Below are 25438 nucleotides of genomic sequence, written 5' to 3'. Positions count from 1 at the left end.
GTGATTAATAGTTAATATAGAGCCAACCTTGAACATTCGGAACACCGAGTTCGTTGGATTCTAGGGTATAGAAATAAGATCCTACAGGTAGCTTATCTCCGTTTGAGCTACCTTTGGTTGCAACTCCATCCCAAGTATTCTCATATCCAACTTTTTCATATACTAAAGTTCCCCAACGATTAAATACCTGAACTTTATTGTTTGGATACAGCTCAATATTCTCTATTATCCAAGTATCGTTATTTCCATCATTATTTGGAGAGAAACCTTCATTTACTATCATTTCACAACTATCTTCATCGTAATAATTAATTATACCATCTCCATCACAATCTTCACATACATCTCCAATTCCATCAAAATTTACATCGGATTGGTCTGCATTCGGTGTCATCGGACAGTTGTCATCAATATCTAAAACCAAATCATTATCATCATCGTCATCACAAATATCCCCAATGCCATCTGAATCGTTATCAGATTGATCTGGATTTGGAGTCATCGGACAATTATCATCAGCATTCATAATTCCGTCTCCATCCATATCGTCATCGCATGCATCTCCAAAACCATCGCCATCAATATCCGATTGGTCTGAATTTGCTACCAAAGGACAATTATCATCTCCATTTAAAATACTATCTCCATCAATATCGTCATCACAAGTATCACCTATTCCGTCTCCATCAATATCTGATTGATCTGTATTTGGAGATGTTGGGCAATTATCCACTGTATCTAATATCCCATCGTTATCATCATCGTCATCACAAACATCTCCAATATCATCGCCATCTAAATCTGCTTGATCAGCATTAGCTACTGTAGGACAATTATCTACATCATCTTCAACGCCATCAGCATCGGCATCAGAAATTGGCTCTCCACATGTAAAAACAGTCCAACTATTTAAACTTCCTCCATCCATATTAAAGGCATCAGAAATTGTTAGTGTCCAAGTACCAACACTCGCTTCTCCATCAAAAGTACTAAGAGCTTCTTCAGGAATAAAAGATCCTGCATAAGGTGGTGTTCCTCCCGTAATAGCTGTAGTTGCTTCGTCATCAAAATAAGTGTTTGAATAATCATCTCCATTACTTCCATTTTGCCCTGAAAGAATAATGGTAGTACCTTCAGGACTTGTCAAACTTACAGTTAAATCACTTATCCAGGTATGTGTAACATCTATTTGAACATCTAAATCAGAGATTGACACTCCTTCAGTAATAAGTAGGGTTGAAGTTATTTGTGGCGTTCCACTTGAAGAAATAGACACTGGCACATCAGTCGAAGCAAAGCTATCACAAACAATATTTGCTGTTGTAAAACTACTTACTGCAGAAGCAGTGCCAGAACCACAATCGTTTGAAGGTGTTACTCTCCAATAGTACATAGTATCCACATCTAACGTTGTCGTTTCATATGATGGTCCAGATACCGTTGCGCTTTCTGCAATAGTAGTAAAACCACTATCTGATGCCACCTCTACAAAATAAGTAGTAGCATTGCTATCTATATTCCATTCTAAAACTGCAGGAGGTAACACTCCAACTGCTCCATCTGCTGGAGCATACGGAACTAATGCATTAAACGAGGCACTATAAACATTTAAAGAAACATCTACAGATTTTGTAACCGATGCAGATGTTCCTGTTATTGTAATTGTATGATTACCCGCCATCGCATCTGTAATTCCACTAACAGTTAAAGTAACAGCTGTGGCATCTACAGAGGCAGATGTTGGCGAAAAACTAACTGTTGTTCCTGCTGGATTTCCCGCAGCAGAAAATGTTGTAGTTTCTGTAAATCCTAAAAAAGTATTATACGTAAAATTGTAATCAATACTCCCAGGAGCACAAATATCTTGAGTTGTATTGGCAAAAGCCATCACAAATTCAGATTCTTGAATTGTAATATTGGCACTGTTAATGGCATAAAAAATATTACCTGCACCTCGAACCATTACTCTACCGTTTGAAGTTATAGCTCCTAAAGGAACCGTAATATCTGCTGACCCATTATTAGGAACATCGTTAGCTACCTGAACAAATGTTGCACCATTATCTGGAGTAATATAAATATCTACATTTGGTGTGTTTACTGCACCACTATCAGTACCTGCAACATCCCAAGTAATAGTTTGAGTAGTACCCGCATCCCACGTAACTGCAGCTGTTTGCGATGTAACAGCAAACGGTCCTGCTGCATCATCTACTGTAACTATCATTTCATCTGATCCTGAACCTGCACCACCTGCTACATTATCTCTAACTGTTAACGAAAAGTTCATTGTTCTACTTACTGATGGAACTACTTCCCAAGTTGATGCCGTTGATCCTCCTAATACTGTAGAGAAATCTGGCATATACCTGTCAGGTGAAGTATTTGGTAATAATGATCTAAATGCTGGTCCACCCGTTGAGGTTGATACTGGTGGCATTGTTGCAAATTGGGCATCTATTTGTTCCCAACAATAAGTTAAAGCATCGCCCGTATCTGCATCTGTAGCTGCTCCATTTAATACAAATGGAGTTGAAGCAGGAATCGTAAAATCTGCTCCTGCATTTGCTACTGGTGCTGCATTGTAAGTGTCTGACTGTGCTGCACATTGACTAGCACCTGTAGATATATTTGCCCACATTTCCTTAATACTCTCTCCATGAAAATAGTCATCGCTGTTATTCTGAACATTTGGAGCACAAATACCTGCATAACCCATAATTGTAGAAGCACTACCCGGTTCTACAGAAACGGCCGAAGCATTACAAGGATTATTTTGAGTATGGTTTCCTCCGTATTGATGTCCCATTTCATGAGCAACATAATCAATATCGAAGGTATCTCCTTGCGGAGAAGATGAACCAGTAACACCCCCTGCTTTATTACCATTACAAGGTGAGTTTAAATAAGCAACTCCACCGCCACCTGTACTAAATACATGGCCAATGTCGTAATTTGCAGTTCCAATATTATTATCACAAGTTGTTTGATTTTGACCTAACATTGCGCCTCCATTACTATTAGTATATGGATCTGTATCAGCGTCATAAAATATAATACTTGTATTATCTACCATCACCATCGTTAATGCTACATCTCTTTCAAAAACTCCATTTACTCTAGTCATAGTTGCGTTCATTGCTGCTAAAACTCCTGCTTCGGTACCGCCATGAAAAGTAGCATACTCACCAGTACAAGCTAATGCTAAACGAAAGGTTCTAAGCTTTCCGTCATCAGCATTTCTTGCAGCAGCCATATCAAAATTGGTGTTTGATTTCATATACTCGGTTTCACAAACAAAATCAGCAGCTTCGCTGTTAGCCGACCTTGTATAAACCAAATAGTTTTCAGAATCTTTAGTTAAACGCTCAATAAATACTGTTTTCCCATTAGACAATACAGTACTGCTCAATCCTTTTTGAGGCGATATACTAAACCTAATTGTTGCGGTTGGATTATCAATACCTTGACCAGCATAGGATCTTATCTCAGGATATCTCGCCTGCAATTCTGGTGAAAACACAGGAGCCTCTACAACACTAAATGATTGCATAACTCCTTTATCATCTGGAAACTGTACTACTATACTTGAACGACCTGAAACTTCTCCTCTTTTTGGAGCATTCTCTAATGTGGTTCTAAGTGATTCAAAATTTAATTGATAGTACTTCTTTTGGTCTAAATCTTTTTGGTTCTGAATTTGCTGTTTATCTGTATCACTCATTTTTGTCCACAATCCATCATTGGACTGAGCATTCGTTGTGATTGATAACAACATAAATAAACCAAAAACGAAATTTGGGAATTTCATTTTCATAAAGCTAATTTGATTGTTTCTTTGTTAATAATAGATTGTCGTGAGATTACATGATTTTGCTGTTTTACATTAAGTATATAAATACCGTCTGAGAAGTTTGTAAAGGGTAATTGCATCGTAAATGTATTTGTTAAGGTTGAACTTTCTGTTTTATATAATTCTTTTTCAAGCACATCAAATACCGATATTCTATATCATGATTTGTATCAGTTTCAAAAGAGACAGTCAAATCTCCATTTGATGGATTGGGGTACAATTTAAAACTTTTAAAATTAAATTCAAGAATACTCAGGTTTTCAACTAAGTAAATTGTCTAATTTAAAGCTTCTAAACATTAAGAATTTTGATTGCCATCTCAAAGTATGCTTGGATTCTAAAATTAAAAAGCACTACCATTCAAGTATTTCTCATGCCTTCATAGTTAGTTATGGTGTTTATTGTTAAAACTGAAGCAGTAACATTATTTACTAGACCAAAGTCATAAATTTAGATTCCTTTATTAAAAATAGCAACGATTTAAACGAATTCTCATTAAGAAAATTCTAACTTTGTAAGCGAATTTATTAGTTCAAGCCTCTTGAAAATTACATCAGATTTTTCAAATTTTTCTTCTACAAAAAAGACCATATTAACCATTGGTACTTTTGATGGTGTGCATGTTGGGCATCAAAAGATAATAGAACAATTATTATCAAATTCTAAAGCTAGTAATGAGCAATCAGTAATTCTTACTTTTTTTCCACATCCTAGAATGGTACTTCAAAAAGATTTTGAAATTAAGCTTATTAATACACTTCAAGAAAAGTCTTTGTTGCTTGAGCAAATGGGCCTAGACCATTTAATTGTTCATCCGTTTAACAAAGAATTTTCGAGGATGACAGCTTTTGAATTTGTAAGAGAAGTCTTGGTAAACAAACTGAACATTTCAAAACTAATCATTGGGTATGATCATCATTTCGGAAAAAATCGTGAAGGTAATTTTGAGCAGCTACAAGAATACGGAAATATGTTTGGTTTTGAACTCGAAGAAATACCTGCCCAATATTTAAACGATGTAACTGTAAGCTCTACTAAAATTAGAAATGCGCTATTAAATGGACAAATTCAAACTGCCAATAATTACCTAGGGTATGAATTCTCTATAACAGGAACAGTGACAAAAGGTAATAATATTGGAAGTAAATTAGGTTATCCCACAGCTAATATTAGTGTTGAAGAACCATATAAACTGATACCTAAAAATGGTGTATACGTTGTTAAAAGTAATATCAAAGAAAAAGAGATTTTTGGCATGATGAATATTGGAAATCGCCCAACAATTGATGGGAAAAGCCAAACCATTGAAGTTAATTTTCTGAATTTTAAAGGTAATTTATATGATCAAACTATTACGGTTAAATTGATTCAATTCTTAAGAGAAGAAATAAAATTTGAGTCTTTAGATGAGCTAAAACTTCAATTACAAAAAGACCAAAGTATTTCTCAAGACATTATCCATAATCTAACATCTATTTCCTAAATTTGCGCTTTGTTAAAAATGCGTAGGAACTATGTTACAAGTAGCCTTTATTAGAGAGCATAAAGACACTGTTTTAAGTGGCTTAGCTAAAAGAAATTTTGAAAATGCTGAAAGTATCATTGAATCTGTTTTAAAAACAGATGAGAAAAGACGTGCTACACAAGCTGAACTAGATTCAGTTTTGGCAGAATCAAACAAACTTTCTAAAGAAATTGGCATGCTTTTTAAAAGTGGAGAACCTCAAAAAGCCAATGTTCTAAAGGAAAAAACAGGGCAATTGAAAGAAAGTTCTAAGCAATTAGGTGAAGATCTAAACGCCTTAGCTGAAGAGCTACAAGAATTGTTGTATCAAATTCCGAATATTCCGCATCCAAGTGTTCCTGCAGGGAACACAGAAGATGATAATGAAACTGTTTTTGAAGCTGGAGAAATCCCAACTTTAAATGAAGGTGCTTTGCCTCATTGGGAACTGGCTAAAAAATACGATATCATTGATTTTGAATTAGGAAACAAAGTCACTGGTGCAGGATTTCCTGTATACAAAGGTAAAGGAGCTAGATTACAACGCGCTTTAATTAACTACTTTTTAGATAAAAATACAGCTGCAGGATATAGTGAAATTCAAGTACCTCATCTAGTTAATGAAGATTCAGGTCGTGGTACAGGTCAATTACCAGATAAAGAAGGCCAAATGTACCATGTTGGATTAGACAATCTTTATTTGATACCTACTGCTGAAGTTCCAGTAACTAATATTTATAGAGATGTTTTATTAAAAGAAGCCGATTTTCCTTTAACTCATACCGGTTATACGCCTTGTTTTAGAAGAGAGGCTGGTAGTTATGGAGCACATGTTAGAGGCTTAAATAGACTGCACCAATTTGATAAGGTAGAAATTGTTCGAGTTGAACATCCTAATAATTCATACCAAGCCTTAGACGGAATGGTGGAACATGTAAAAGGTATTTTAAAAGAACTAAAATTACCTTACAGAATTTTAAGATTATGTGGTGGAGACATTGGTTTTACCGCTGCTTTAACTTTTGACTTTGAAGTATATTCTACAGCACAAGAACGTTGGTTAGAAATAAGCTCTGTTTCTAACTTTGAGACATTTCAAGCAAATCGCTTAAAACTACGTTTTAAAAATAGTGAAGGAAAAAGCCAATTAGCACATACGCTTAATGGTAGTTCTTTGGCGTTACCACGTGTTTTGGCAGGTATATTAGAAAACTATCAAACCCCTAAGGGAATTAAAATTCCGGATGTTTTAATTCCGTATTGTGGTTTTGATATAATTGATTAGTTTGCTGCTACGGCAACCATTAATTTTTTGTATCGGTTCATTTCTATTAATGCATCAAAATATGCACTTAATTGACCCGATTTCATAAATTCTTTAGATTTAGCCTTAGCTGTTTCGTATTGTTTGATTAAGTCTTTCATAATTGTAAGTTTTGAATCGTTTTGTATTATTAAGACAATATTTGTGCCAAAATGTTACACTACAGTGAATCAATAAAAAGATTTTACGAAATATTTAACAGTTAGTTCGTTATCTTTGATAATAGAATTTCACCTTATGAAAAAGCTTATCTTACTCATATTCTGCTTGTTAAACCTTAGCCTATATGCTCAAGATCAACAATTGGCATTTGATTATTATCGAAAAGGTGAATATGACAAAGCAGCCTCTATTTTTAAATCTCTTTATCGTCAAAATAATTTCAATTCAAATTATTTACAACGTTATGTGCTCTGTCAACAACAATTAGAAAACTTTGACGAGGCGCAAAAATCTATTGAATTACATTTAGAAGCTTTTCCTAATCAAATTCATTTTTATGTTGAATTAGGTTACAATTATGAATTACAATATCTTCATGAAGAAGCCAAAGTAGAATACGAAAAAGCATTATCATTATTACCAAACAATCTAAATTACACTTACTCAGTTGGACGATCTTTTAAAAATAATCATCAGTTAGATTACGCTTTAAAAACATATGAGTTAGCCACACAAATTAACCCGAACGCCAACTACGAATTGCAAATAGCACCTATTTATGGTGAAAAAGGTAATACCGAAAAAATGTTTAACACCTATTTAGATTTAGTTGAAAAAAATGAGCGGTATGGTAAAACTATTTTACGCTATCTATCAAATTATATAACAGAGGATGCTCAAAGCATATATAACAAGCAATTTAGGATTGCTGTTTTAAAAAGATTACAACAGTCACCAAATGTTGCTTGGAATGAGCTTTTGGCGTGGTTGTATATGCAACAGAAAGATTTTGATAAAGCCTTTGTTCAAATAAAAGCAGTGTATCAAAGAAATCCCGAAATGCTTTCTGGAATTTCGAATTTATGCAATATAGCTTTTGATAGTCAAGATTACGAAACTGCCGCTAAATGTGCTGATTTCATTTTGGAAAATACAACGAATCCAACTGAAAAGGTAGATGCTAATTTAATTCTCTTGCAAATAGACATCGCCTTAAACAAAAATCGCGAAGAAGTTTCTAATAAGTTTGACGCATTGTTAACGCAGTTTGGTGTTACTCCCAATACACTGCAGATTCAATTGGCATATGCGGATTTTTTAACTTTTAAAATTGATAATCCCATTGATGCCTTTAATGTTTTAGAACGTGCATTAAATTTGCCATTGAACAAATTTCAAAAAGGACAAACAAAACTAAAAATAGGAGATGTTTTGGTTTTTCAGGGCAAGTTTAATGAGGCCTTGATTTATTATTCTCAAGTTCAAACGCAACTAAAAAATCATCAGTTAGCTCAAGAAGCTCGCTATAAGGTTGCACAAACCAGCTTTTATAAAGGCGATTTTGATTGGGCTCAAACGCAATTAAAAGTACTCAAAAGTGCGACCTCTCAATTAATCGCTAATGATGCCTTAGATTTGAGTTTAATTATTGACGATAACACTGTAAAAGATTCTTTAAAATTAGCTTTGAAATCGTATGCAAAAGCTGATTTACTATCGTACCAATCAAAAAATGAAGAAGCCATTGCAATTTTAAAAGAATTAGTAGTAAATCAGAAAGGGCATGCTATAGAAGACGAAGCTCATTATCAACTCGGATTGCTCAATATTAAATTGGAAAACTATAACTTAGCAATTCAACATTTTTTAACAGTTACAGAATTAGATAAAACAGATATTTTAGTTGATGATGCCTACTTTCAACTAGGTGAAATATACCTGCAATTAAATAATACTGAAAAAGCAAAAGAATACTTCCAAAAGATTATTTTTGAATTTCCTTCTAGTATTTATTTAGTGCCTGCAAGAAGGCAGTATAGAAAACTAAGAGGAGACGATATTCAATAAAAAAATATAGCATATGTTTATACACAATGTAACAATTAATGTAGACGAAAGTATTAATGAAGAATGGTTAAATTGGATGCATGATAAGAACATACCTGCAGTAATGGAAACAGGTAAAATTCTTAGTATAAAAGTGTGTCATGTATTGGTTCAAGAAGATATGGGAGGTATAACTTATGCCATTCAATACACAGCCAAAACCAAAGAAGACATTCAAAGCTATTTGGCAGAAGATGCTTATAAGTTTAAAGAAGAAGAAATGCGCTTATTTAACGGAAAGTTCGGAACCTTTACGACAGATTTAAAAGTCATTTCAGAAATTTCAAAATAAGCACCTATTGTCAGTTAAAGCCAAAAAACACCTAGGACAACATTTCTTAACCGATGAAAATATCGCTAAGAAAATAGCCGATACTTTAACCTTAGAAAATTACAAAAAGGTTGTAGAGATTGGTCCGGGTATGGGGGTACTCACAAAATACATCTTACCTAAATCAGTTGATGTTACTGTAGTTGAAATTGACACTGAGTCTGTAGCTTATTTAGAAACTGCGAAAAAAGTTCAAAGTTTAAAATTTGACATCTTAGAAGCAGATTTTTTAAAACTAGATCTAGCAAAAGAATTTAACAATGAACCGATTGCTGTAATAGGTAACTTCCCTTACAATATTTCTTCTCAAATTGTATTTAAGGCAATAGAAAACAGACATCTTGTAACAGAATTTTCTGGTATGTTTCAAAAAGAAGTAGCGCAACGAATTGCAGAAAAAGAAGGAAGTAAAACCTATGGGATTTTATCGGTTTTAACACAAGCATTCTATGATGCTGAGTACTTATTTACGGTACCACCTACCGTTTTTAATCCTCCACCAAAAGTAGATTCTGGAGTAATCAGACTTATTAGAAAAAGCAACTATTCATTACCTGTAGACGAAGCCTTATTTTTTAAAGTTGTTAAAACGGGGTTTAATCAAAGACGTAAAATGTTACGTAGTAGTTTAAAATCGCTCAAATTATCTGATAAATTAAGAGAAGATGCTATATTTGCTATGCGTCCAGAGCAGCTTTCTGTAAACCAATTTATAGAACTTACTGCCAAAATAGAGCAAGATGGCATTAGAAATTAACGAAGTATTTATCGAGCGAGTTCAAGGTATGGTTTTGGAGAAATCTGATGCTGCCATACAAGAACTTTTTTCAGAAGAACACTACGCCGATATTGCTGAGATGTTAGACGAATTATCGTTTGACGATGCCATTTATATCATTAAACTTTTAGATAGCGAAAAGACATCTGACATCTTAATGGAGTTAGATGAAGACGTTCGTGAAAAGATCTTAAAGAATTTATCTGCCAAAGAAATCGCTGAAGAGGTTGAGGAGCTAGATACCGATGATGCTGCAGATATGATTGCGGAATTACCTGAAGAACGTCAGGAAAAAGTAATTCAGCAGATTGAAGACGAAGAACACAAAGCAGATATTAAAGAGCTTTTAACCTATGACGAGGATTCTGCAGGTGGATTAATGGCAAAAGAGCTCGTAAAGGTGAATGAAAATTGGACAGTACCAAGATGTGTAAAAGAAATGCGAGCGCAAGCAGAAGAGGTACAGCGTGTTCATTCTATTTATGTTGTTAATGATGAAGAACAACTTATTGGGAGACTTTCTCTAAAAGATTTATTAATGGCTCCTGCAAGGGGTAATATTTCTAAAATTGTTAGACCAAAAGTTGACAGTGTTAATGTATACGAAGATGCTGAAGAAGTAGCTAAAGTGATGCAAAAATACGACCTAGAAGCCATACCTGTTGTAAATGATAACATGGTCCTTTTGGGCAGAATTACCATTGATGATATTGTAGATTTAATTAAAGAAGAAGCTGAAAAAGACTACCAATTAGCTGCGGGTATTTCGCAAGATGTTGAAGCAGATGACAGTATTTTAGAATTAGTTAAAGCCCGATTGCCTTGGCTTATTTTAGGATTGTTTGGTGGATTAGGAGCCGTATTTATTATGGAAGGTTTTGAAGACGCCTTAGCTAAATACAAAGAACTATTCTTTTTTACACCACTTATTGCCGCAATGGCAGGTAATGTAGGAGTGCAGTCAAGTGCTATTATTGTGCAAGGTTTGGCGAACGATGTTGTTAAAGGAAGTTTGTTTAGCAGATTATTAAAAGAGGTTGGTTTAAGTTTGATTAATGGATTTGTTTTAGGAATCATTATCATTGCTGTTTCTCCATTGATGAGTGTAGACTTTACTTTTAGCTTAACCATATCATTATCTATGATATGCGTAATTATTGTAGCGGCATTAATAGGCACATTTGTTCCAATTATTTTAGACAAAAAAGGCATAGACCCAGCAATTGCAACTGGGCCTTTTATCACTACAAGTAACGATATATTCGGAATCTTTCTTTTCTTTTTTATTGCCAAATTAATGTTAGGCTTCTAAAATGTGTTACCAAACACGACTTCAGAAAAAGAAAGAGGAAATCAAGAGTAGATTTCAAGCAGATTTAGACGACCTTATGAGTATTGAAGACTTTCAACTTAATAAAGCGTTTGAGTTTCCAAAGACTCCTATTATCACAAATCAAAATGAGGAAAAGATTGAACTTGCTCAATGGGGCTTAATACCTGAATGGGCTCAAGACGATAGTATAAAAAACTACACCCTAAATGCCCGAATTGAAACATTAAGTGAAAAGCCTTCATTCAAAAATGTGATTCAAAATAGATGTTTGATTATTGCAGATGGGTTTTATGAATGGCAACATTTATCTAAATCTAACAAGCAAAAATTTGAAATTACTTTATCCCAAGAAAAGTTGTTTGCTTTTGCGGGTCTTTTCAGTGAATGGTTCGATTTTGATGGCCAACTAAAAAGAACATATACCATTATTACCACACAAGCCAACGACCTAATGAGTGAAATTCACAATACTAAACAACGAATGCCAGTGATTCTAAAACCTCAAGATGAAAAGTATTGGCTGCAAGGTGAAGACTATAAAAAGTACGCATTTCCTTACCAAGAAGAGCTCATTGCACACCCAATAGACAAAGATCAAAATACAAGTCAATTATCGCTATTTTAAAGGGAATAATTAACAAAATTTTCAAGCTTTAATTGGTTACCTTTGAGTATGAAGAAGTGGGTAAAAATCATAATCATATCAATTGCTTTAATTGCTGGATTTGCAATAGCATCAAATCTCTATGTAGAAAAGATTGCTAAAAATAGAATCTATAACAGTGTTAACAATATTCCGCAAAACACCGTTGGCTTGGTGTTAGGTACTTCTAAATATTTGAGAAATGGTCAAATAAATTTGTTTTATCAATACAGAATAAATGCTGCCTTCGAACTTTTTAAATCAAACAAGATTAAATATCTTATAATAAGTGGAGACAATGGCAGTAAGTATTACGACGAACCTACAACTTTTAAAGACGATCTGGTAGCTATGGGAGTTCCTGAATCTGCTATTTATTTGGACTACGCGGGATTTAGAACCTTAGATTCTATGGTTCGATGTAAAGAAATTTTCGGACAAAATGCAGTAACAGTCATTTCCCAACAATTTCACAATGAACGAGCAATTACCCTTGGATTACACAACGATATAAACACTATTGGATATAATGCCAAAAATGTGGGAGGACAAAGTGGATTAAAAGTAAAAATGAGAGAATTTTTAGCTCGTACTAAATTAAGCGTTGATTTGATATTTAAAGTACAACCAAAATTTTTAGGTGAACCTGTAAATATTCCAAAAGTATGACTTTCCCTAAAAGACTATCAACAAAATTAGAAAATCGAATTGCGTCAGATGCATTGAGAAATTTATCGCATTCAAATGATTTCATTGATTTCTCATCAAATGACTATTTGGGTTTTGCACAGTCTACGGAGATTTATGAAAAAGCATTGGCATATGACAAGGGAGGAATTGCTATTAATGGAGCAACCGGATCTCGATTATTATCTGGTAACTCAGAATTTCACGAAGAAGTAGAATTGCAATTGGCCAAATACTTTCACTCAGATGCTGCCTTACTCTTTAATTCAGGATATGATGCAAACATCGGATTATTAAGTGCTATTCTTCAAAGAGGCGATATTATTTTTTATGATGAATTAGTACATGCCTCTATTCGCGACGGTATTCAAATGAGTCCTGCAAAATCTGTAAAATTTCAGCACAATAATCTTAATGATTTAGAGACTAAATTACAGCGTCATTCCCAACTAGTTTCAAAATCTACAAACTCTGAATCTTATTTAATAACAGAATCTGTTTTCTCTATGGATGGTGATTCTCCTCATCTAAAAGCACTGATTCAGTTATGTACTAAATACCGCATTCATTTAATAATTGATGAAGCACATGCCACTGGCGTTTTTGGAAATAAAGGCGAAGGGCTTTTACAAGCTCTAAATCTCCAAAACAAGGTGTTTGCAAGAGTTCACACTTTCGGTAAAGCCTTAGGGTGCCATGGTGCAGTTATACTTGGTTCAAAGCAATTGCAAAACTATTTAATCAATTATGCTCGAAGCTTTATTTATACTACCGCGATGCCTTTACATACTGTTGCAACCATAAAAGCCAGTATTGAATTATTATCACAAACAAATAACATAAAAAAACTGAATGAGTTAATAATTCACTTTAATGAGCAACTTGACTCAAAATATAATCATCTTAAGTTTGTACAAAGTAATTCAGCCATACATAGTTGCATAATTCCTGGTAATACCAATGTAAAACAGGTCGCTGAATTTTTACAAAAAAAAGGATACGACATCAAACCTATTTTGTCTCCAACTGTTCAAGAAGGTCAAGAACGTTTGCGCATTTGTCTGCATAGTTTTAATTCAATTGAAGAAATTAATCATGTTTTAGAACTTCTTACGACTATCTTAAAAACCATAGATTATGACTGATACTTTTACCACCTTAGCGGTATTTGAATATTCTACAGAAGCACATGTTCTAAAATCAAAACTTGATGCAGAAAATATCCCTACTATTCTTCAAGATGAATCTACAGTAGATGCAGATCCTTTGATTTCACAGGCTATCGGTGGTGTGAAGCTTCAAGTACTTTCAAAAGACTTAGAAAAAGCCGCAGCTATTTACAACGATATTCGACCTTATAAAAAAGATGAATTAGGAAACGAAATACATTGCCCGAATTGTAACTCAACCAAAATTCTAGTAGCGCCTTCACAACGCAAAAACATTTTCTTTATGTTGTTTCCCTTTTTTGAAAAATCGAAGGATATTTGCAACGATTGTAAAACCGTTTTTTAATGCAACATTATTTTATTACTGGTATCTCAACTGAAGTCGGTAAAACAGTGGCTTCTGCAATAGTTGTAGAGGCTCTAAATGCAGATTATTGGAAACCAGTTCAAGCAGGTGAATTAGACAATTGCGACACAAAAAAAGTTGAACAATTGGTCTCAAATTCAACATCTAAATTTCACCCTAATGCATTTGCATTGCAAACACCTATGAGTCCTCATGCTGCAGCTGAAATTGACAACGTTGCTATAACACTAGATAAAATAAGTCGACCTAATACCGAAAACACATTGGTTATTGAAGGTGCTGGTGGTTTACTTGTACCACTAAACGATCAAAACACCATTCTTGATTTAATTCAGCCAACAGACAAAGTTATTGTGGTATCTAGACATTATTTAGGCAGCATTAATCACTCGTTATTAACTATAAATGCATTAAAGGAAAAAGGATTTCAAATAGGTGTTATTTTTAGCGGTGATGAACATCCAACTACGGAAAGCATTATCCAAAAAATGACTGGTGTAACAGTTATAGGCCGAATTAATGAGGAACAAAATTTTGATTCTGAAACGATAGCTCGTTATGCTTCCTTGTTTAAAGAAAACTTAGAAAAGCTTTAATGACTATGAATCTACAAGAAAGAGACAAAAAACACCTTTGGCATCCATTAACACAGCATAAACTACACCCAAATCACTTAGCTATAGCAAGTGCTAAAGGAGCATATTTGTACGATGAAAACGGCAAGGAATATATAGACGGAATTGCATCCTGGTATACCTGCATGTATGGGCATTCACACCCAGCAATAGTAAATGCAGTAAAAGAACAACTCAATCATCTTGACCATGTTGTTTTTAGCGGATTTACGCATAAACCTGCTGTAGAACTATCTGAAGCTCTAATTCAAATACTACCGGAAAATCAGCAGAAAATTTTCTTTTCTGACAATGGATCAACTTCTGTGGATGTAGCCATTAAAATGGCCTTGCAATATCATTTTAATCAAGGCGAAAAACGAGGTAAAATAATCGCTCTAGAAGGAGGTTTTCACGGAGATACCTTTGGAGCCATGTCTGTTTCTGGACTCTCAGTTTATAACGGGCCTTTTGAAGATTTTTTTATAGATGTTGCACGTATACCAGTGCCGAATAAAGACAATATAGAACAGGTAAAAAAGGAATTTAAAACTCTTATTCAGACTGAAAATGTAGCCGCCTTTATATTTGAACCTCTAGTGCAAGGTGCCTCTGCTATGTTCATGTATGAAGCCACTTCTTTAGATGAATTAATTGACATTGCTCATAAGGCAGGAGTGGTTACTATTGCTGATGAAGTGATGACTGGATTTGGTAAAACTGGTAAAAACTTTGCATCAGAATATTTAAATAACTTTCCAGATATTATCTGTTTATCCAAATCACTTACAGGAGGTATTGCTCCAATGGCCTTAACAACCTGCACTCAAAAAATATACGATGCTTTTTATGCTGATGATATTGGTAAAGGGTTCTTTCACGGACATACGTATTCTGCCAATCCCCTAACATGTACAGCGGCATTAGCAAGCATCAAATTATTGCAAACGGAAGAAATTCAAAAAAATATTGCGCGAATTACAAACTCGCATAAGGCTTTTGATGTGCGTATTCAAAAACATTCAAAAGTAAAATCTACACGTCAAAAAGGAATTATTTATGCCATAGACTTAGACATTAAAATGGAACGTTACGGAAATCTTAGAGACAAACTATTTAACCATTTTATGAGTCAAGGAGTTTTCTTAAGGCCTCTTGGCAATACCATCTATATTTTAGCACCTTATGTAACAACACAAGAAGCGCTAGAAAAAGTGTACAAAAGCATTGAACAAGCATTGGAAATAGTGTAGTTTTGCATCTTGAAAATGCTATGAACGAAAGATGTTGATTGAATGCTTATGATAAATCCCATTTCTATTACCGCTATAAGTTCAATATCTGCTTTAGGAGATAATCATCAAGATATTTGGGAAGAATACAAGCATGCATCTCATAAGCTATCGTTTAAAAAGTTTGAGAACACTAGCGTATTCGCTGGTGCAATTTCAAAAGATATCGAGTTTAAAATATCACAACTAAAAACAGCCAACAAACACTATAAAGATATAGACAAGTCTGTTTTAATGGCGATTATTACAGCCAGATCTGCCTTTAAAAAAAGTGGTTGGAACACTAATGATTTTGGTATCAATATTGGCTCATCTAGAGGAGCAACAAGCTTGTTTGAGCAATACCACCAACAATATCTTGAATCAAAACAAACAGATACTTTAGCTTCTCCTACCACAACCTTAGGAAACATCTCTACTTGGGTTGCAAATGATTTGCAATCAAAGGGGCCAACTATCAGTCATTCCATCACTTGTTCAACAGCTTTGCATGCCATCTTAAATGGTGTTGCATGGATTAATGCTGGTATGAGCACTCAATTTTTAGCTGGTGGAAGTGAAGCACCACTAACACCGTTTACCATTGCTCAAATGCAAGCACTCAAAATTTACAGTAATGCTAAGGCTAATGAGAATTACCCTTGTAAAACATTAGATTTTTCTAAAAAGAAAAATACCATGGTTTTGGGTGAAGGAGCCTGCATTGCTGCTCTTGAAAAAGGACAATCAAAAAATGCTTTGGCTATAATTACAGGTATTGGTTATGCAACAGAAGTTTTAGAACACAACATCTCTATTTCTAATAACGCAGATTGTTTTCAAGTATCAATGAAAATGGCATTAAGTGAAACCAATCCAGATGAAATTGACGCTATTGTTATGCATGCTCCAGGTACTATGAAAGGAGATTCTTCTGAATACAAGGCAATACAAAAAGTATTTGGTAAAAATGTACCTGCACTCACTTCAAACAAATGGAAAATAGGACATACATTTGGAGCTTCAGGAGCATTGAACTTAGAGTTGGCGATTCTGATGATACAAAACCAAACTTTTATTCACATTCCATTTATCACACCTCAAAAAGCACCAAGTCAATTCAATAAAATACTTGTAAATGCTGTAGGATTTGGTGGTAATGCAGTAAGTATTTTACTTACAAAACCAAATTAATTTCCCTATTTTTGAACTAATAAAAAACAGCATATGAGCGAAATCAAGCATAACTGGACAAAAGAAGAAATCATGGAGATTTACAATCTACCAATGATGGAATTATTATATAAAGCAGCAACTATTCACCGTGAAAACCACGATCCAAATCAAGTACAGGTTTCTACGTTGTTATCCATTAAAACAGGAGGTTGCCCAGAAGATTGCGGTTACTGCCCTCAAGCAGCGAGATACCACACCGATATTGAAGGGAATGATTTGATGACTGTTTCTCAAGTTAAAGCGCAAGCATTAAACGCCAAATCTAGCGGATCTTCTCGTGTATGCATGGGAGCATCTTGGCGTAATGTAAAAGACGGACCTGAATTTGAGCAGGTGTTAGAGATGGTGCGTACTATAAATAAATTAGATATGGAGGTATGCTGTACATTAGGTATGCTTACCGAAAATCAAGCGCAACGTTTAGCAGAAGCTGGTTTATATGCATATAATCACAACTTAGATACATCTGAAGAATACTACAAAGAAATTATTTCTACTCGTGGTTACGAAGACCGAATTAAGACCATTGAAAACGTACGTAAAACGAACGTTACAGTGTGTTCTGGTGGAATTATTGGTATGGGAGAATCTTTAGAAGATAGAGCTGGTATGCTTGTTTCTTTAGCAACATTTAATCCACATCCAGAGAGTGTGCCAATTAATGCTTTGGTGGCGGTTGAAGGTACTCCTTTAGAAGAGCAGCAAACAGTTGAAATTTGGGAAATGATTCGTATGGTTGCCACTACACGTATTGTAATGCCAAAAACACAAGTTCGCTTAAGTGCAGGTAGAACTGAAATGAGTCAAGAAGGTCAAGCCATGTGTTTCTTTGCTGGTGCCAATTCTATTTTTGCAGGTAACAAGCTGTTAACTACGCCAAATCCTGATGTAAACGAAGACATAAAGTTATTTGATAAATTAGGTTTAACACCTAGTAAGCCATTTATTAATGTGATGAAAAAGCCAGAAACTGTAGAAGCTACAGATTCTCAATTTCAACCATTAGGTGAAAAACCAAAATGGACGCGTCCGGAGCATAAAATCGACCGAAACGAAGCTGCTAAAGAACGTGCTAAAGAATTAAGAAGTTCTTAAGTTCAGTTTGTTTATTTCATGGTAGAGTCCTCTTATGGGTTGATTCACTTATAATTTCTGAGTAAAACGCTATACCAAAACTATCTTTGCCATTATGGCAAAAAATAGATTAATATATGTTATGGATCCGTAATGTGGTTGGTGTTATGGCAATAGCAATAACATCAATGCTATAGCAAATGAATTTAAAGATCGTTTTGACTTTGAATTGTTAGTTGGGGGTATGTGGCTTGGAGACAATGCTCCAATAGGCGGTGAAGAACTCTCTGTTTTTTTACAATCAAATGGGCCGCAAATGGAAGCCAGAACGCAAATGCCCTTGAGTGATTCCTTTTATGAACTAGCATTAGATTCTTCGTATACTTTTAGTAGTTTACCTGCTTCAGCCGTCATTGTACTTATAAAACAATTAGTACCAGAAAAAGGAATGTTATTTGCTAAAGAGGTTCAAAAAGCACAATTTGCTCAGGGTAAAAGATTAGATAGTTTAGAAACATACGAATCAATTCTAAAGGCATTGGAAATAGAAGTTTCTGTTTTTAAAGAAAATTGGATGTCTGAAAATAATCTTAAAGCAACAGAAATAGAATTTTTAAAGGCACGAGAATTTGCTCAAGGCTTTCCAACACTTTTAATAAAACAAAATGATAGCCTACAGGTGCTTACCTCTGGTTATTTTGATTATGAATCGGTTGAACATTATCTAAAAAATAACTATTTTTAGATAAACTAATCAAACATGAGAAAAAAATCATTTAACCAAATTTCAGGCATTTCAAATGCCAAAAGGAAGATTTCCAAAAAGACTGGAGTACCATTAACAAAAAGCGGGCGCAAACAAAAATTGAAACGAGCCTCAAAAGGGGGTTGTTTGCTGAACCTAACTATTCTTTTTGTTTTGACCATTCTTTTAGTCCTAGCATAATAATCAATAAGAATCCTCAATATTTATATAAAAACAATCAATTTTCGTGATTGACATTTGTTACGTACCTTTGACATAGAAATTTTGTACAACAACTAAAACAAAAATATTATGGCTTTTGAATTACCACAATTAGGTTATGCATACGATGCTTTAGAACCACATATAGATGCAAAAACAATGGAAATCCACCATGGTAAACACCATGCTGGTTACACAAGCAAATTAAATACTGCAATTGAAGGAACTGACTTAGCTGATCAATCAATTGAGGCTATTTTAGCAAACCTTGATATGAGTAACGGTGCTGTTAGAAATAACGGTGGAGGTTTCTATAACCACAGATTATTTTGGGAAGTAATGTCTCCAAACGGTGGTGGTGAACCAACAGGAGAATTAGCAGACGCAATTAATACTGCGTTTGGTTCTTTTGAAGCGTTTAAAGATGCTTTTTCTAAAGCTGCTGCTACGCAATTCGGATCAGGTTGGGCTTGGTTATGTGTTGCTAAAGGTGGAGCGGTAAACGTTTGCTCTACTCCGAATCAAGACAATCCATTAATGCCAGGTGTTTCTTGTGGCAATCAACCAATTTTAGGATTGGATGTTTGGGAACACGCGTATTACTTAAACTACCAAAACCGTAGACCAGATTATATTGAGGCATTCTTTAATGTAATCGATTGGGACAAGGTATCTGCAAACTATGCAGCAGGAAAATAATTGAGATTTTCGATCATAAAATAAAAGCCAGATACATTAGTATTTGGCTTTTTTTATACAGTGTATTTATCTTAAAACTGTTCTAATATTTGAATTCGCTTTTCTATTGGTGGATGTGTTGCAAACATGCTATTAAAATGATTGATAAAAGACTTACTCTTATGCTTTTTTGTAGGATGGTCAATAAACATCTGTGCAACATCTTCGCGTTTTACGGCCTCAATCCAAGGGTCTTGCGACACTTTACGTAAGGCACTAGCAAGCGCTAAAGGATTCTTTGTCATTTCTGCAGCACCAGCATCGGCCAAATACTCTCTTTTTCGAGATAAGGCGAATCTAAAGAAAGAGGAAAGCACTAGACCAACGAGCCCCAAAGCAAGAATAATAAAAATGGCTCCACCTTTATCTTTACCATTATTACTTCTACCGCCTCCATATAAAATAGATCTAAAGGCTATTTCAGAAACAAAAGCAAAAATGCCAACGAAAATGATTGAAATAATTAACAGACGTACATCTTTATTAATAATATGAGTCAACTCGTGCGCAATAACCGCCTCCAGCTCGTCATCATCAAGTTTATTTATGATACCTCTAGACAAAGAAACGGCATATGAGTTTTCAGAAATTCCACTGGCAAACGCATTGAGAGAATCGTCTTCAATTACATACACCTTCGGCATTTTCATTCCTCTAGAGATACATAAATTCTCCACTAAATTATATACACGTTTATTGCTTTTACGTTCTAATGGTCGAGAACCTGTTGCAGCACGAATCATGGATGCATGACCTAACCAAGCAATAAGAAACCAAATGCCAACTGCAATGGTAACAAAAGGTGCCGTCATGATAAATTGGTTGTTTACATTGTCTACTTGAAATGCTTGCTCTTCTGAAGCTGTATACATTCCAAAAATGGCATAAAACAACCAAACCAAGCCCAAAAGCAATGCTGGAAATGCAATAAGCAGCATTACAGATTTCCTATTGTTACTGCTTATTTGAGATTGTAATCCTACGTACTTCATCTATTTCTTAAAAGCTCACTTTAGGTGCTTTATCAAGTACAGCTCTTTCGGCTGCACCTACGTCAAACATACTCTCTTTATTAAATGAGAACATACCCGCAATAATATTAGATGGAAACGTTTGAACCGCATTGTTATACTCTTTAGTGGCAGAATTAAAGAATCTTCTTACAGCAGAAAGCTTGTTCTCAATATCAGAAATTTCCTCTTGTAATTGCATAAAATTAGTACTTGCCTTTAGGTCTGGATAAGCTTCAATAGCAACATTTAATCCGCCCAAAGCAGCTGATAATTGATTCTCTGCTGCAATTTTTTCGTTAATACTTGAGGCATTTAAGGCACCTGCTCTTGCCGCAGTAACATTGGTTAAAACTTTTTCTTCATGATTCATATAACCTTTAACAGTTTCTACTAATTGCGGTATTAAATCATGACGTTGTTTTAGTTGCACATCTATATCTGCAAAAGCATTTTCGCGATTGTTACGCAACTTTACTAGCTTATTGTAAAATGAAACAAGCATTAATAACACTACGGCTATTACTGCTATAATTATAATCGTTGAACTCATAATAATTTTTTGTATTAGTTACCTTCAAAGATAACTGATTCATCTCAATCAAGAATACGAATATGTACAGATTGTTAAACGGCTATGATGAAGTGTAAAATTGAGGCCTTCAATTGAAATGAGACACAAAAAACCCAAGCCATAAACTCGGGTTGTTAAATATTCTTATTATTAATTCTCAATTAATATGCTCTTGCATCAGACCCTTCATAATAATTAATAAAGGCAGAGTTTACTACACGGTTACCTCCAGGTGTTGGATAATCTCCTGTAAAATACCAATCTCCTGTATGATCAGGACAAGCTTTATGCAAATTACCTACCGTTTGATAAATTACTTCAACATCACAATCAATCTCATTCGTTTTAAGCATTTGAGCAATCTTATTAGAAATCTGTTCATCAGTAAAAGGTGTATAAATATCTTTTACAAAATTCTGAATCTCGTTATCAGACAGCCCTTTTTGTTGTTTACATTTTTGATAAACCTCATCAATAACTTCTTCTTGACCTGATTCTTTTAGTAATTCAATAGCAGCCTTAAATGCAATAAAATCACCAATCTTCGCCATATCAATACCATAACAATCTGGATATCTAATTTGAGGAGCAGAAGACACAATCACAATTTTCTTAGGACTCAACCTATTTAAAATTCGAATAATACTCTTTTTTAATGTGGTTCCTCTAACAATACTATCATCAATAATTACAAGATTGTCTGTTGGTTTTACAACACCATATGTAACATCGTAAACATGCGCTACTAAATCGTCTCTTGAATTGTCATCTGCAATAAACGTACGTAATTTTACATCTTTTACTGCTATTTTCTCCATGCGCGGACGAACCGATAAAATTTCTTTAACTCTTTGAGCTGATAGGCCATGATTTCCTTTTAATAAAACATCTGTCTTTTGTTTATTTAAAAAATCTTCGGCAGCTTCAAACATTCCAAAAAATGATGTCTCTGCCGTATTAGGTATGAAAGAGAACACAGAATTTTCAATATCCTCATCAATCGATTTTAAAATCTGAGGAAATACATTCTTGCCTAAAGCTTTTCTTTCATTGTATATATCTGCATCACTACCTCTCGAGAAATAGATTCGTTCAAACGAACATGATTTTTTTGGTAACTGTTCTAAAACCGGCTTCACACTTGTTTCTCCACTTCTTTTCACCACCAATGCATGACCTCTATCTAATTCTTTAATATTTTCTAACTCAACATTAAATACTGTTTGAATAACAGGTCTTTCAGATGCAACCACAACAACTTCGTCGTCTTTATAGTAAAAGCATGGTCTAATACCTGCAGGATCGCGCAGTACAAAAGCATCTCCATGTCCAATTAAACCAGCCATAGCGTAACCACCATCCCAACTTCTTGCAGCTCTTTTTAAAACATTATCTACTTGTAATTCAGACGCAATCATTGGTGATGCATCCTTTTTGTTGACACCTTGATTTTTTAGATCTTGATAAATATTTTCAACCTCATCATCCAAAAAGTGCCCAATTTTTTCCATAACTGTAACAGTATCGGTATTCTCTTTGGGGTGCTGACCTAACTCTATTAACTCTTGTAAAATTTGATTGGAGTTGGTCAAGTTAAAGTTACCGGCAACAATTAGGTTTTTGTGTTTCCAGTTATTCTGACGCAAAAACGGGTGTACACTCTCAATACTGTTTTTACCAAAGGTACCATAGCGAACATGTCCAAGATATAACTCACCCAAATAAGGCATATTTTGCTTTTGCCAATTGATATCATCTTGCATTTCTGAAGATTGCATCACGCCATTCAATCGCTCATTTATTTGACTAAATACATCCTGAATTGGTTGGGTTTTATTAGAACGAATTCTACTAATATAACGCTGACCAGGTTCCATATCAAATTTTAAACTTGCAAAACCTGCTCCGTCTTGACCTCTGTTATGTTGTTTCTCCATTAACAAGTACATCTTGTTAATGCCATAGAAAGAAGTACCGTATTTTTCTTTATAATACTCTAATGGTTTTAAGAGTCTTAAAAGTGCAATTCCACATTCGTGTTTAATTGAATCACTCATTTTTGTTGGGTTGTGTTATCTGTTGTGTTTATTTTTCAAAAATAAAAATTCCGCGCGAGCGCGGAATTTATTTAAGTGGTTATTTCAAATTGTGTAAGGTCTTTAAACTGTTGCAAGCGCACAGCCACTTCGTCTTCTGTTAAGACTTGCATGCGCTCAGTTCCAAACTTTTCTACACAGAACGATGCTAAATTAGATCCGCTTATTACAGCTCTTTTCATATTTTCAAAAGAAATATCTCTTGTTTTTGCCAAATAACCTATAAAGCCCCCAGCAAACGTATCTCCAGCACCAGTAGGGTCAAATACTTCTTCTAATGGTAGCGCAGGTGCAAAGAACACTTCGTTTTCATGAAACAACAATGCTCCGTGCTCGCCTTTTTTAATCACCACATATTTAGGGCCCATTTCAAAAATCTTCTTGGCAGCTCTAACTAAAGAATATTCTCCTGTCAATTGTCTCGCTTCTTCATCGTTAATAGTTATAACATCTATATGTTCAATAACATTTAACAATTCTGGCAAGGTATTATCCATCCAAAAATTCATCGTATCTAACACCACCAATTTTGGTTTTTCAGTCATTTGATTGATTACAGACATTTGAATATCTGGATGCAAATTACCCAACATTAAAAATTCTGCATCTTTAAAATCTTCAGGTACAACTGGATTAAAATCAGCTAAGGTATTTAGCTCTGTCACTAAAGTATCGCGAGTATTTAAATCGTTATGATAGCGCCCACTCCAGAAAAAAGTTTTTCCTCCTTTTACAATTTCCACACCATCAGTGTTCACATCACGTTGGTTTAACATATCTAAATGCGTATGTGGCATATCATCTCCAACAACAGAAACAATACTAGATTTTACCCCAAAAGTTGCAGCAGAAAGCCCGATGAACGTGGCAGCGCCACCTAAAATCTTATCTGTTTTTCCAAAAGGCGTTTCAATAGCATCAAAAGCCACTGTGCCTACTATCAATAATTTACTCATATATGCTTTTAAAATTGACATCTGCAACGCTAAATATTCCTTAAAAATACTTGTAAATCGTGCTGATGTAATACCTTTGCAAAAATAAGTTTAAAAAATGACTATCAAAGAAATACAAGAGGAAATTATTGAGGAGTTCGATATGTTTGAAGATTGGATGCAACGCTATGAATATATCATAGAATTAGGAAAATCTTTACCTTTAATCGACCCTTCAAAAAAGGTTGATGCGAACTTGATTAAAGGGTGTCAGTCTAAAGTATGGATAGATGGTTATTTAGATGGTGAAAAAGTAGTTTTTACAGCTGATTCTGACGCCATTTTAACCAAAGGAATTGTGGCGTTATTATTACGTGTTTTTAGCGACCAACAGCCTCAAGACATTGTAGAAGCTGATACAGAGTTTATAAATGAGATCGGATTGAAAGAACATTTGTCTCCAACTCGAGCAAATGGATTGGTTTCTATGGTAAAACAAATCAAATTGTACGCATTAGCGTATCAAGCTAAATTGAATTAATTTTGTAAAAAATTAGAGGTATGACTCAAGATGATGCACAAGCGTTAGGGGATAAAATAGTTGAGGTTTTAAAAACCATATTTGATCCTGAAATTCCAGTTGATATTTATGAACTTGGATTAATTTATGATGTTATGGTAAGCGATGAAAACGATATTAAAATATTAATGACACTAACATCACCAAATTGTCCTGTAGCTGAGACATTACCTGTAGAAGTTGAAGAGAAAGTAAAAACCTTAGAAGATGTAAAAAACTGTGAAGTTGAAATTACATTCGACCCTACATGGACTCAAGATATGATGAGCGAAGAAGCCAAATTAGAATTAGGATTCCTATAATTT

26 protein-coding genes are annotated in these 25438 nt (G+C 34.5%); 19 read left to right on the top strand and 7 right to left on the bottom strand.

Going from position 1 to position 25438, the window contains the following annotated elements; translation table 11 throughout:
• Positions 1-4: 4 nt before the first annotated feature.
• A complete protein-coding gene (locus ACYQ5R_RS05650) occupies positions 5-3817 on the bottom strand; it encodes a thrombospondin type 3 repeat-containing protein (protein ID WP_460189946.1) in 3813 nt (1270 codons plus the stop codon).
• On the bottom strand, positions 3814-4005 hold the full coding sequence (locus ACYQ5R_RS05645; RefSeq protein ID WP_460190498.1) for a T9SS type A sorting domain-containing protein: 192 nt from the start codon (positions 4003-4005) through the stop codon (positions 3814-3816). Before ACYQ5R_RS05645 ends, ACYQ5R_RS05650 begins: the two co-directional genes overlap by 4 nt.
• Before the next feature lie 389 nt (positions 4006-4394).
• On the opposite strand from ACYQ5R_RS05645, the gene ACYQ5R_RS05640 reads away from it, so the two are divergent.
• Together ACYQ5R_RS05640 and serS are read left to right on the top strand one after the other, a co-directional pair.
• Positions 4395-5336 (top strand): bifunctional riboflavin kinase/FAD synthetase, encoded by a 942-nt coding sequence (locus ACYQ5R_RS05640; protein WP_460189945.1) that lies wholly within the window; start codon positions 4395-4397, stop codon positions 5334-5336.
• 31 nt (positions 5337-5367) lie between these two features.
• Entirely contained in the window at positions 5368-6642 is a 1275-nt protein-coding gene (gene serS / locus ACYQ5R_RS05635) for a serine--tRNA ligase (RefSeq protein WP_460189944.1), read from the top strand.
• On the opposite strand, the gene ACYQ5R_RS05630 is transcribed toward serS, so the two are convergent.
• The gene (locus ACYQ5R_RS05630; RefSeq protein WP_460189943.1) at positions 6639-6782 is read right to left on the bottom strand and encodes a hypothetical protein; all 144 of its coding nucleotides are present in this window, start codon (positions 6780-6782) and stop codon (positions 6639-6641) included. The two genes, serS and ACYQ5R_RS05630, sit on opposite strands and share 4 nt — an antisense overlap.
• Positions 6783-6918: 136 nt before the next feature.
• Here ACYQ5R_RS05630 and ACYQ5R_RS05625 point away from each other — a divergent pair, with 136 nt between their 5' ends.
• From ACYQ5R_RS05625 to ACYQ5R_RS05555, 15 genes are all read left to right on the top strand, one after another.
• Entirely contained in the window at positions 6919-8691 is a 1773-nt protein-coding gene (locus ACYQ5R_RS05625; protein ID WP_460189942.1) for a tetratricopeptide repeat protein, read from the top strand.
• Positions 8692-8704: 13 nt separating this feature from the next.
• Positions 8705-9022 carry a DUF4286 family protein gene (locus ACYQ5R_RS05620; RefSeq protein ID WP_460189941.1) on the top strand — a complete coding sequence of 106 codons (318 nt, stop codon included), beginning with the start codon at positions 8705-8707 and terminating at the stop codon, positions 9020-9022.
• Positions 9023-9029: 7 nt separating this feature from the next.
• Positions 9030-9818, top strand: coding sequence for a 16S rRNA (adenine(1518)-N(6)/adenine(1519)-N(6))-dimethyltransferase RsmA (gene rsmA, locus ACYQ5R_RS05615; protein WP_460189940.1), 789 nt, complete (start codon positions 9030-9032; stop codon positions 9816-9818).
• On the top strand, positions 9802-11151 hold the full coding sequence (gene mgtE, locus ACYQ5R_RS05610; protein WP_460189939.1) for a magnesium transporter: 1350 nt from the start codon (positions 9802-9804) through the stop codon (positions 11149-11151). The genes rsmA and mgtE overlap by 17 nt, the downstream gene beginning before the upstream one ends.
• 1 nt (position 11152) lies before the next feature.
• Positions 11153-11797 (top strand): SOS response-associated peptidase, encoded by a 645-nt coding sequence (locus ACYQ5R_RS05605; RefSeq protein WP_460189938.1) that lies wholly within the window; start codon positions 11153-11155, stop codon positions 11795-11797.
• Between the two features lie 48 nt (positions 11798-11845).
• Positions 11846-12484 (top strand): SanA/YdcF family protein, encoded by a 639-nt coding sequence (locus ACYQ5R_RS05600; RefSeq protein WP_460189937.1) that lies wholly within the window; start codon positions 11846-11848, stop codon positions 12482-12484.
• A complete protein-coding gene (locus ACYQ5R_RS05595) occupies positions 12481-13647 on the top strand; it encodes an aminotransferase class I/II-fold pyridoxal phosphate-dependent enzyme (protein ID WP_460189936.1) in 1167 nt (388 codons plus the stop codon). The genes ACYQ5R_RS05600 and ACYQ5R_RS05595 overlap by 4 nt, the downstream gene beginning before the upstream one ends.
• Positions 13640-14017 carry a putative signal transducing protein gene (locus ACYQ5R_RS05590; RefSeq protein ID WP_460189935.1) on the top strand — a complete coding sequence of 126 codons (378 nt, stop codon included), beginning with the start codon at positions 13640-13642 and terminating at the stop codon, positions 14015-14017. Before ACYQ5R_RS05595 ends, ACYQ5R_RS05590 begins: the two co-directional genes overlap by 8 nt.
• On the top strand, positions 14017-14634 hold the full coding sequence (bioD, locus tag ACYQ5R_RS05585) for a dethiobiotin synthase (protein WP_460189934.1): 618 nt from the start codon (positions 14017-14019) through the stop codon (positions 14632-14634). The genes ACYQ5R_RS05590 and bioD overlap by 1 nt, the downstream gene beginning before the upstream one ends.
• A 5-nt stretch (positions 14635-14639) precedes the next feature.
• Positions 14640-15905 (top strand): adenosylmethionine--8-amino-7-oxononanoate transaminase, encoded by a 1266-nt coding sequence (bioA, locus tag ACYQ5R_RS05580; RefSeq protein ID WP_460189933.1) that lies wholly within the window; start codon positions 14640-14642, stop codon positions 15903-15905.
• Between the two features lie 48 nt (positions 15906-15953).
• The gene (locus ACYQ5R_RS05575; protein WP_460189932.1) at positions 15954-17117 is read left to right on the top strand and encodes a beta-ketoacyl synthase N-terminal-like domain-containing protein; all 1164 of its coding nucleotides are present in this window, start codon (positions 15954-15956) and stop codon (positions 17115-17117) included.
• 33 nt (positions 17118-17150) lie between these two features.
• A complete protein-coding gene (bioB, locus tag ACYQ5R_RS05570) occupies positions 17151-18254 on the top strand; it encodes a biotin synthase BioB (protein WP_460189931.1) in 1104 nt (367 codons plus the stop codon).
• A 223-nt stretch (positions 18255-18477) separates the two neighbouring features.
• Positions 18478-18978: a hypothetical protein gene (locus ACYQ5R_RS05565; protein ID WP_460189930.1), complete on the top strand. Its 501-nt coding sequence runs from the start codon at positions 18478-18480 to the stop codon at positions 18976-18978.
• A gap of 15 nt (positions 18979-18993) precedes the next feature.
• The gene (locus ACYQ5R_RS05560; protein WP_460189929.1) at positions 18994-19179 is read left to right on the top strand and encodes a hypothetical protein; all 186 of its coding nucleotides are present in this window, start codon (positions 18994-18996) and stop codon (positions 19177-19179) included.
• A 111-nt stretch (positions 19180-19290) separates the two neighbouring features.
• Complete coding sequence (locus ACYQ5R_RS05555; RefSeq protein ID WP_460189928.1) at positions 19291-19899, top strand: superoxide dismutase; 609 nt, start codon at positions 19291-19293, stop codon at positions 19897-19899.
• A 71-nt stretch (positions 19900-19970) separates the two neighbouring features.
• Here the strand turns inward: ACYQ5R_RS05555 and ACYQ5R_RS05550 are convergent, their stop codons facing one another.
• The 4 genes from ACYQ5R_RS05550 to ACYQ5R_RS05535 all read right to left on the bottom strand — a co-directional run bounded on the left by ACYQ5R_RS05550 (position 19971) and on the right by ACYQ5R_RS05535 (position 24574).
• Entirely contained in the window at positions 19971-20930 is a 960-nt protein-coding gene (locus ACYQ5R_RS05550) for a M48 family metallopeptidase (RefSeq protein WP_460189927.1), read from the bottom strand.
• Positions 20931-20937: 7 nt separating this feature from the next.
• On the bottom strand, positions 20938-21501 hold the full coding sequence (locus ACYQ5R_RS05545; protein ID WP_460189926.1) for a LemA family protein: 564 nt from the start codon (positions 21499-21501) through the stop codon (positions 20938-20940).
• A gap of 182 nt (positions 21502-21683) precedes the next feature.
• On the bottom strand, positions 21684-23579 hold the full coding sequence (locus ACYQ5R_RS05540; RefSeq protein ID WP_460189925.1) for an amidophosphoribosyltransferase: 1896 nt from the start codon (positions 23577-23579) through the stop codon (positions 21684-21686).
• Between the two features lie 71 nt (positions 23580-23650).
• Entirely contained in the window at positions 23651-24574 is a 924-nt protein-coding gene (locus ACYQ5R_RS05535; RefSeq protein ID WP_460189924.1) for a PfkB family carbohydrate kinase, read from the bottom strand.
• 97 nt (positions 24575-24671) lie between these two features.
• Here ACYQ5R_RS05535 and ACYQ5R_RS05530 point away from each other — a divergent pair, with 97 nt between their 5' ends.
• Complete coding sequence (locus ACYQ5R_RS05530) at positions 24672-25094, top strand: SufE family protein (protein WP_460189923.1); 423 nt, start codon at positions 24672-24674, stop codon at positions 25092-25094.
• Positions 25095-25114: 20 nt separating this feature from the next.
• A complete protein-coding gene (locus tag ACYQ5R_RS05525) occupies positions 25115-25435 on the top strand; it encodes an SUF system Fe-S cluster assembly protein (protein ID WP_460189922.1) in 321 nt (106 codons plus the stop codon).
• The last annotated feature ends 3 nt before the right edge of the window (positions 25436-25438 follow it).

The organism is Urechidicola sp. KH5 (genome assembly GCF_054661455.1).
This window is presented reverse-complemented; position numbering and strand designations above follow the sequence as displayed.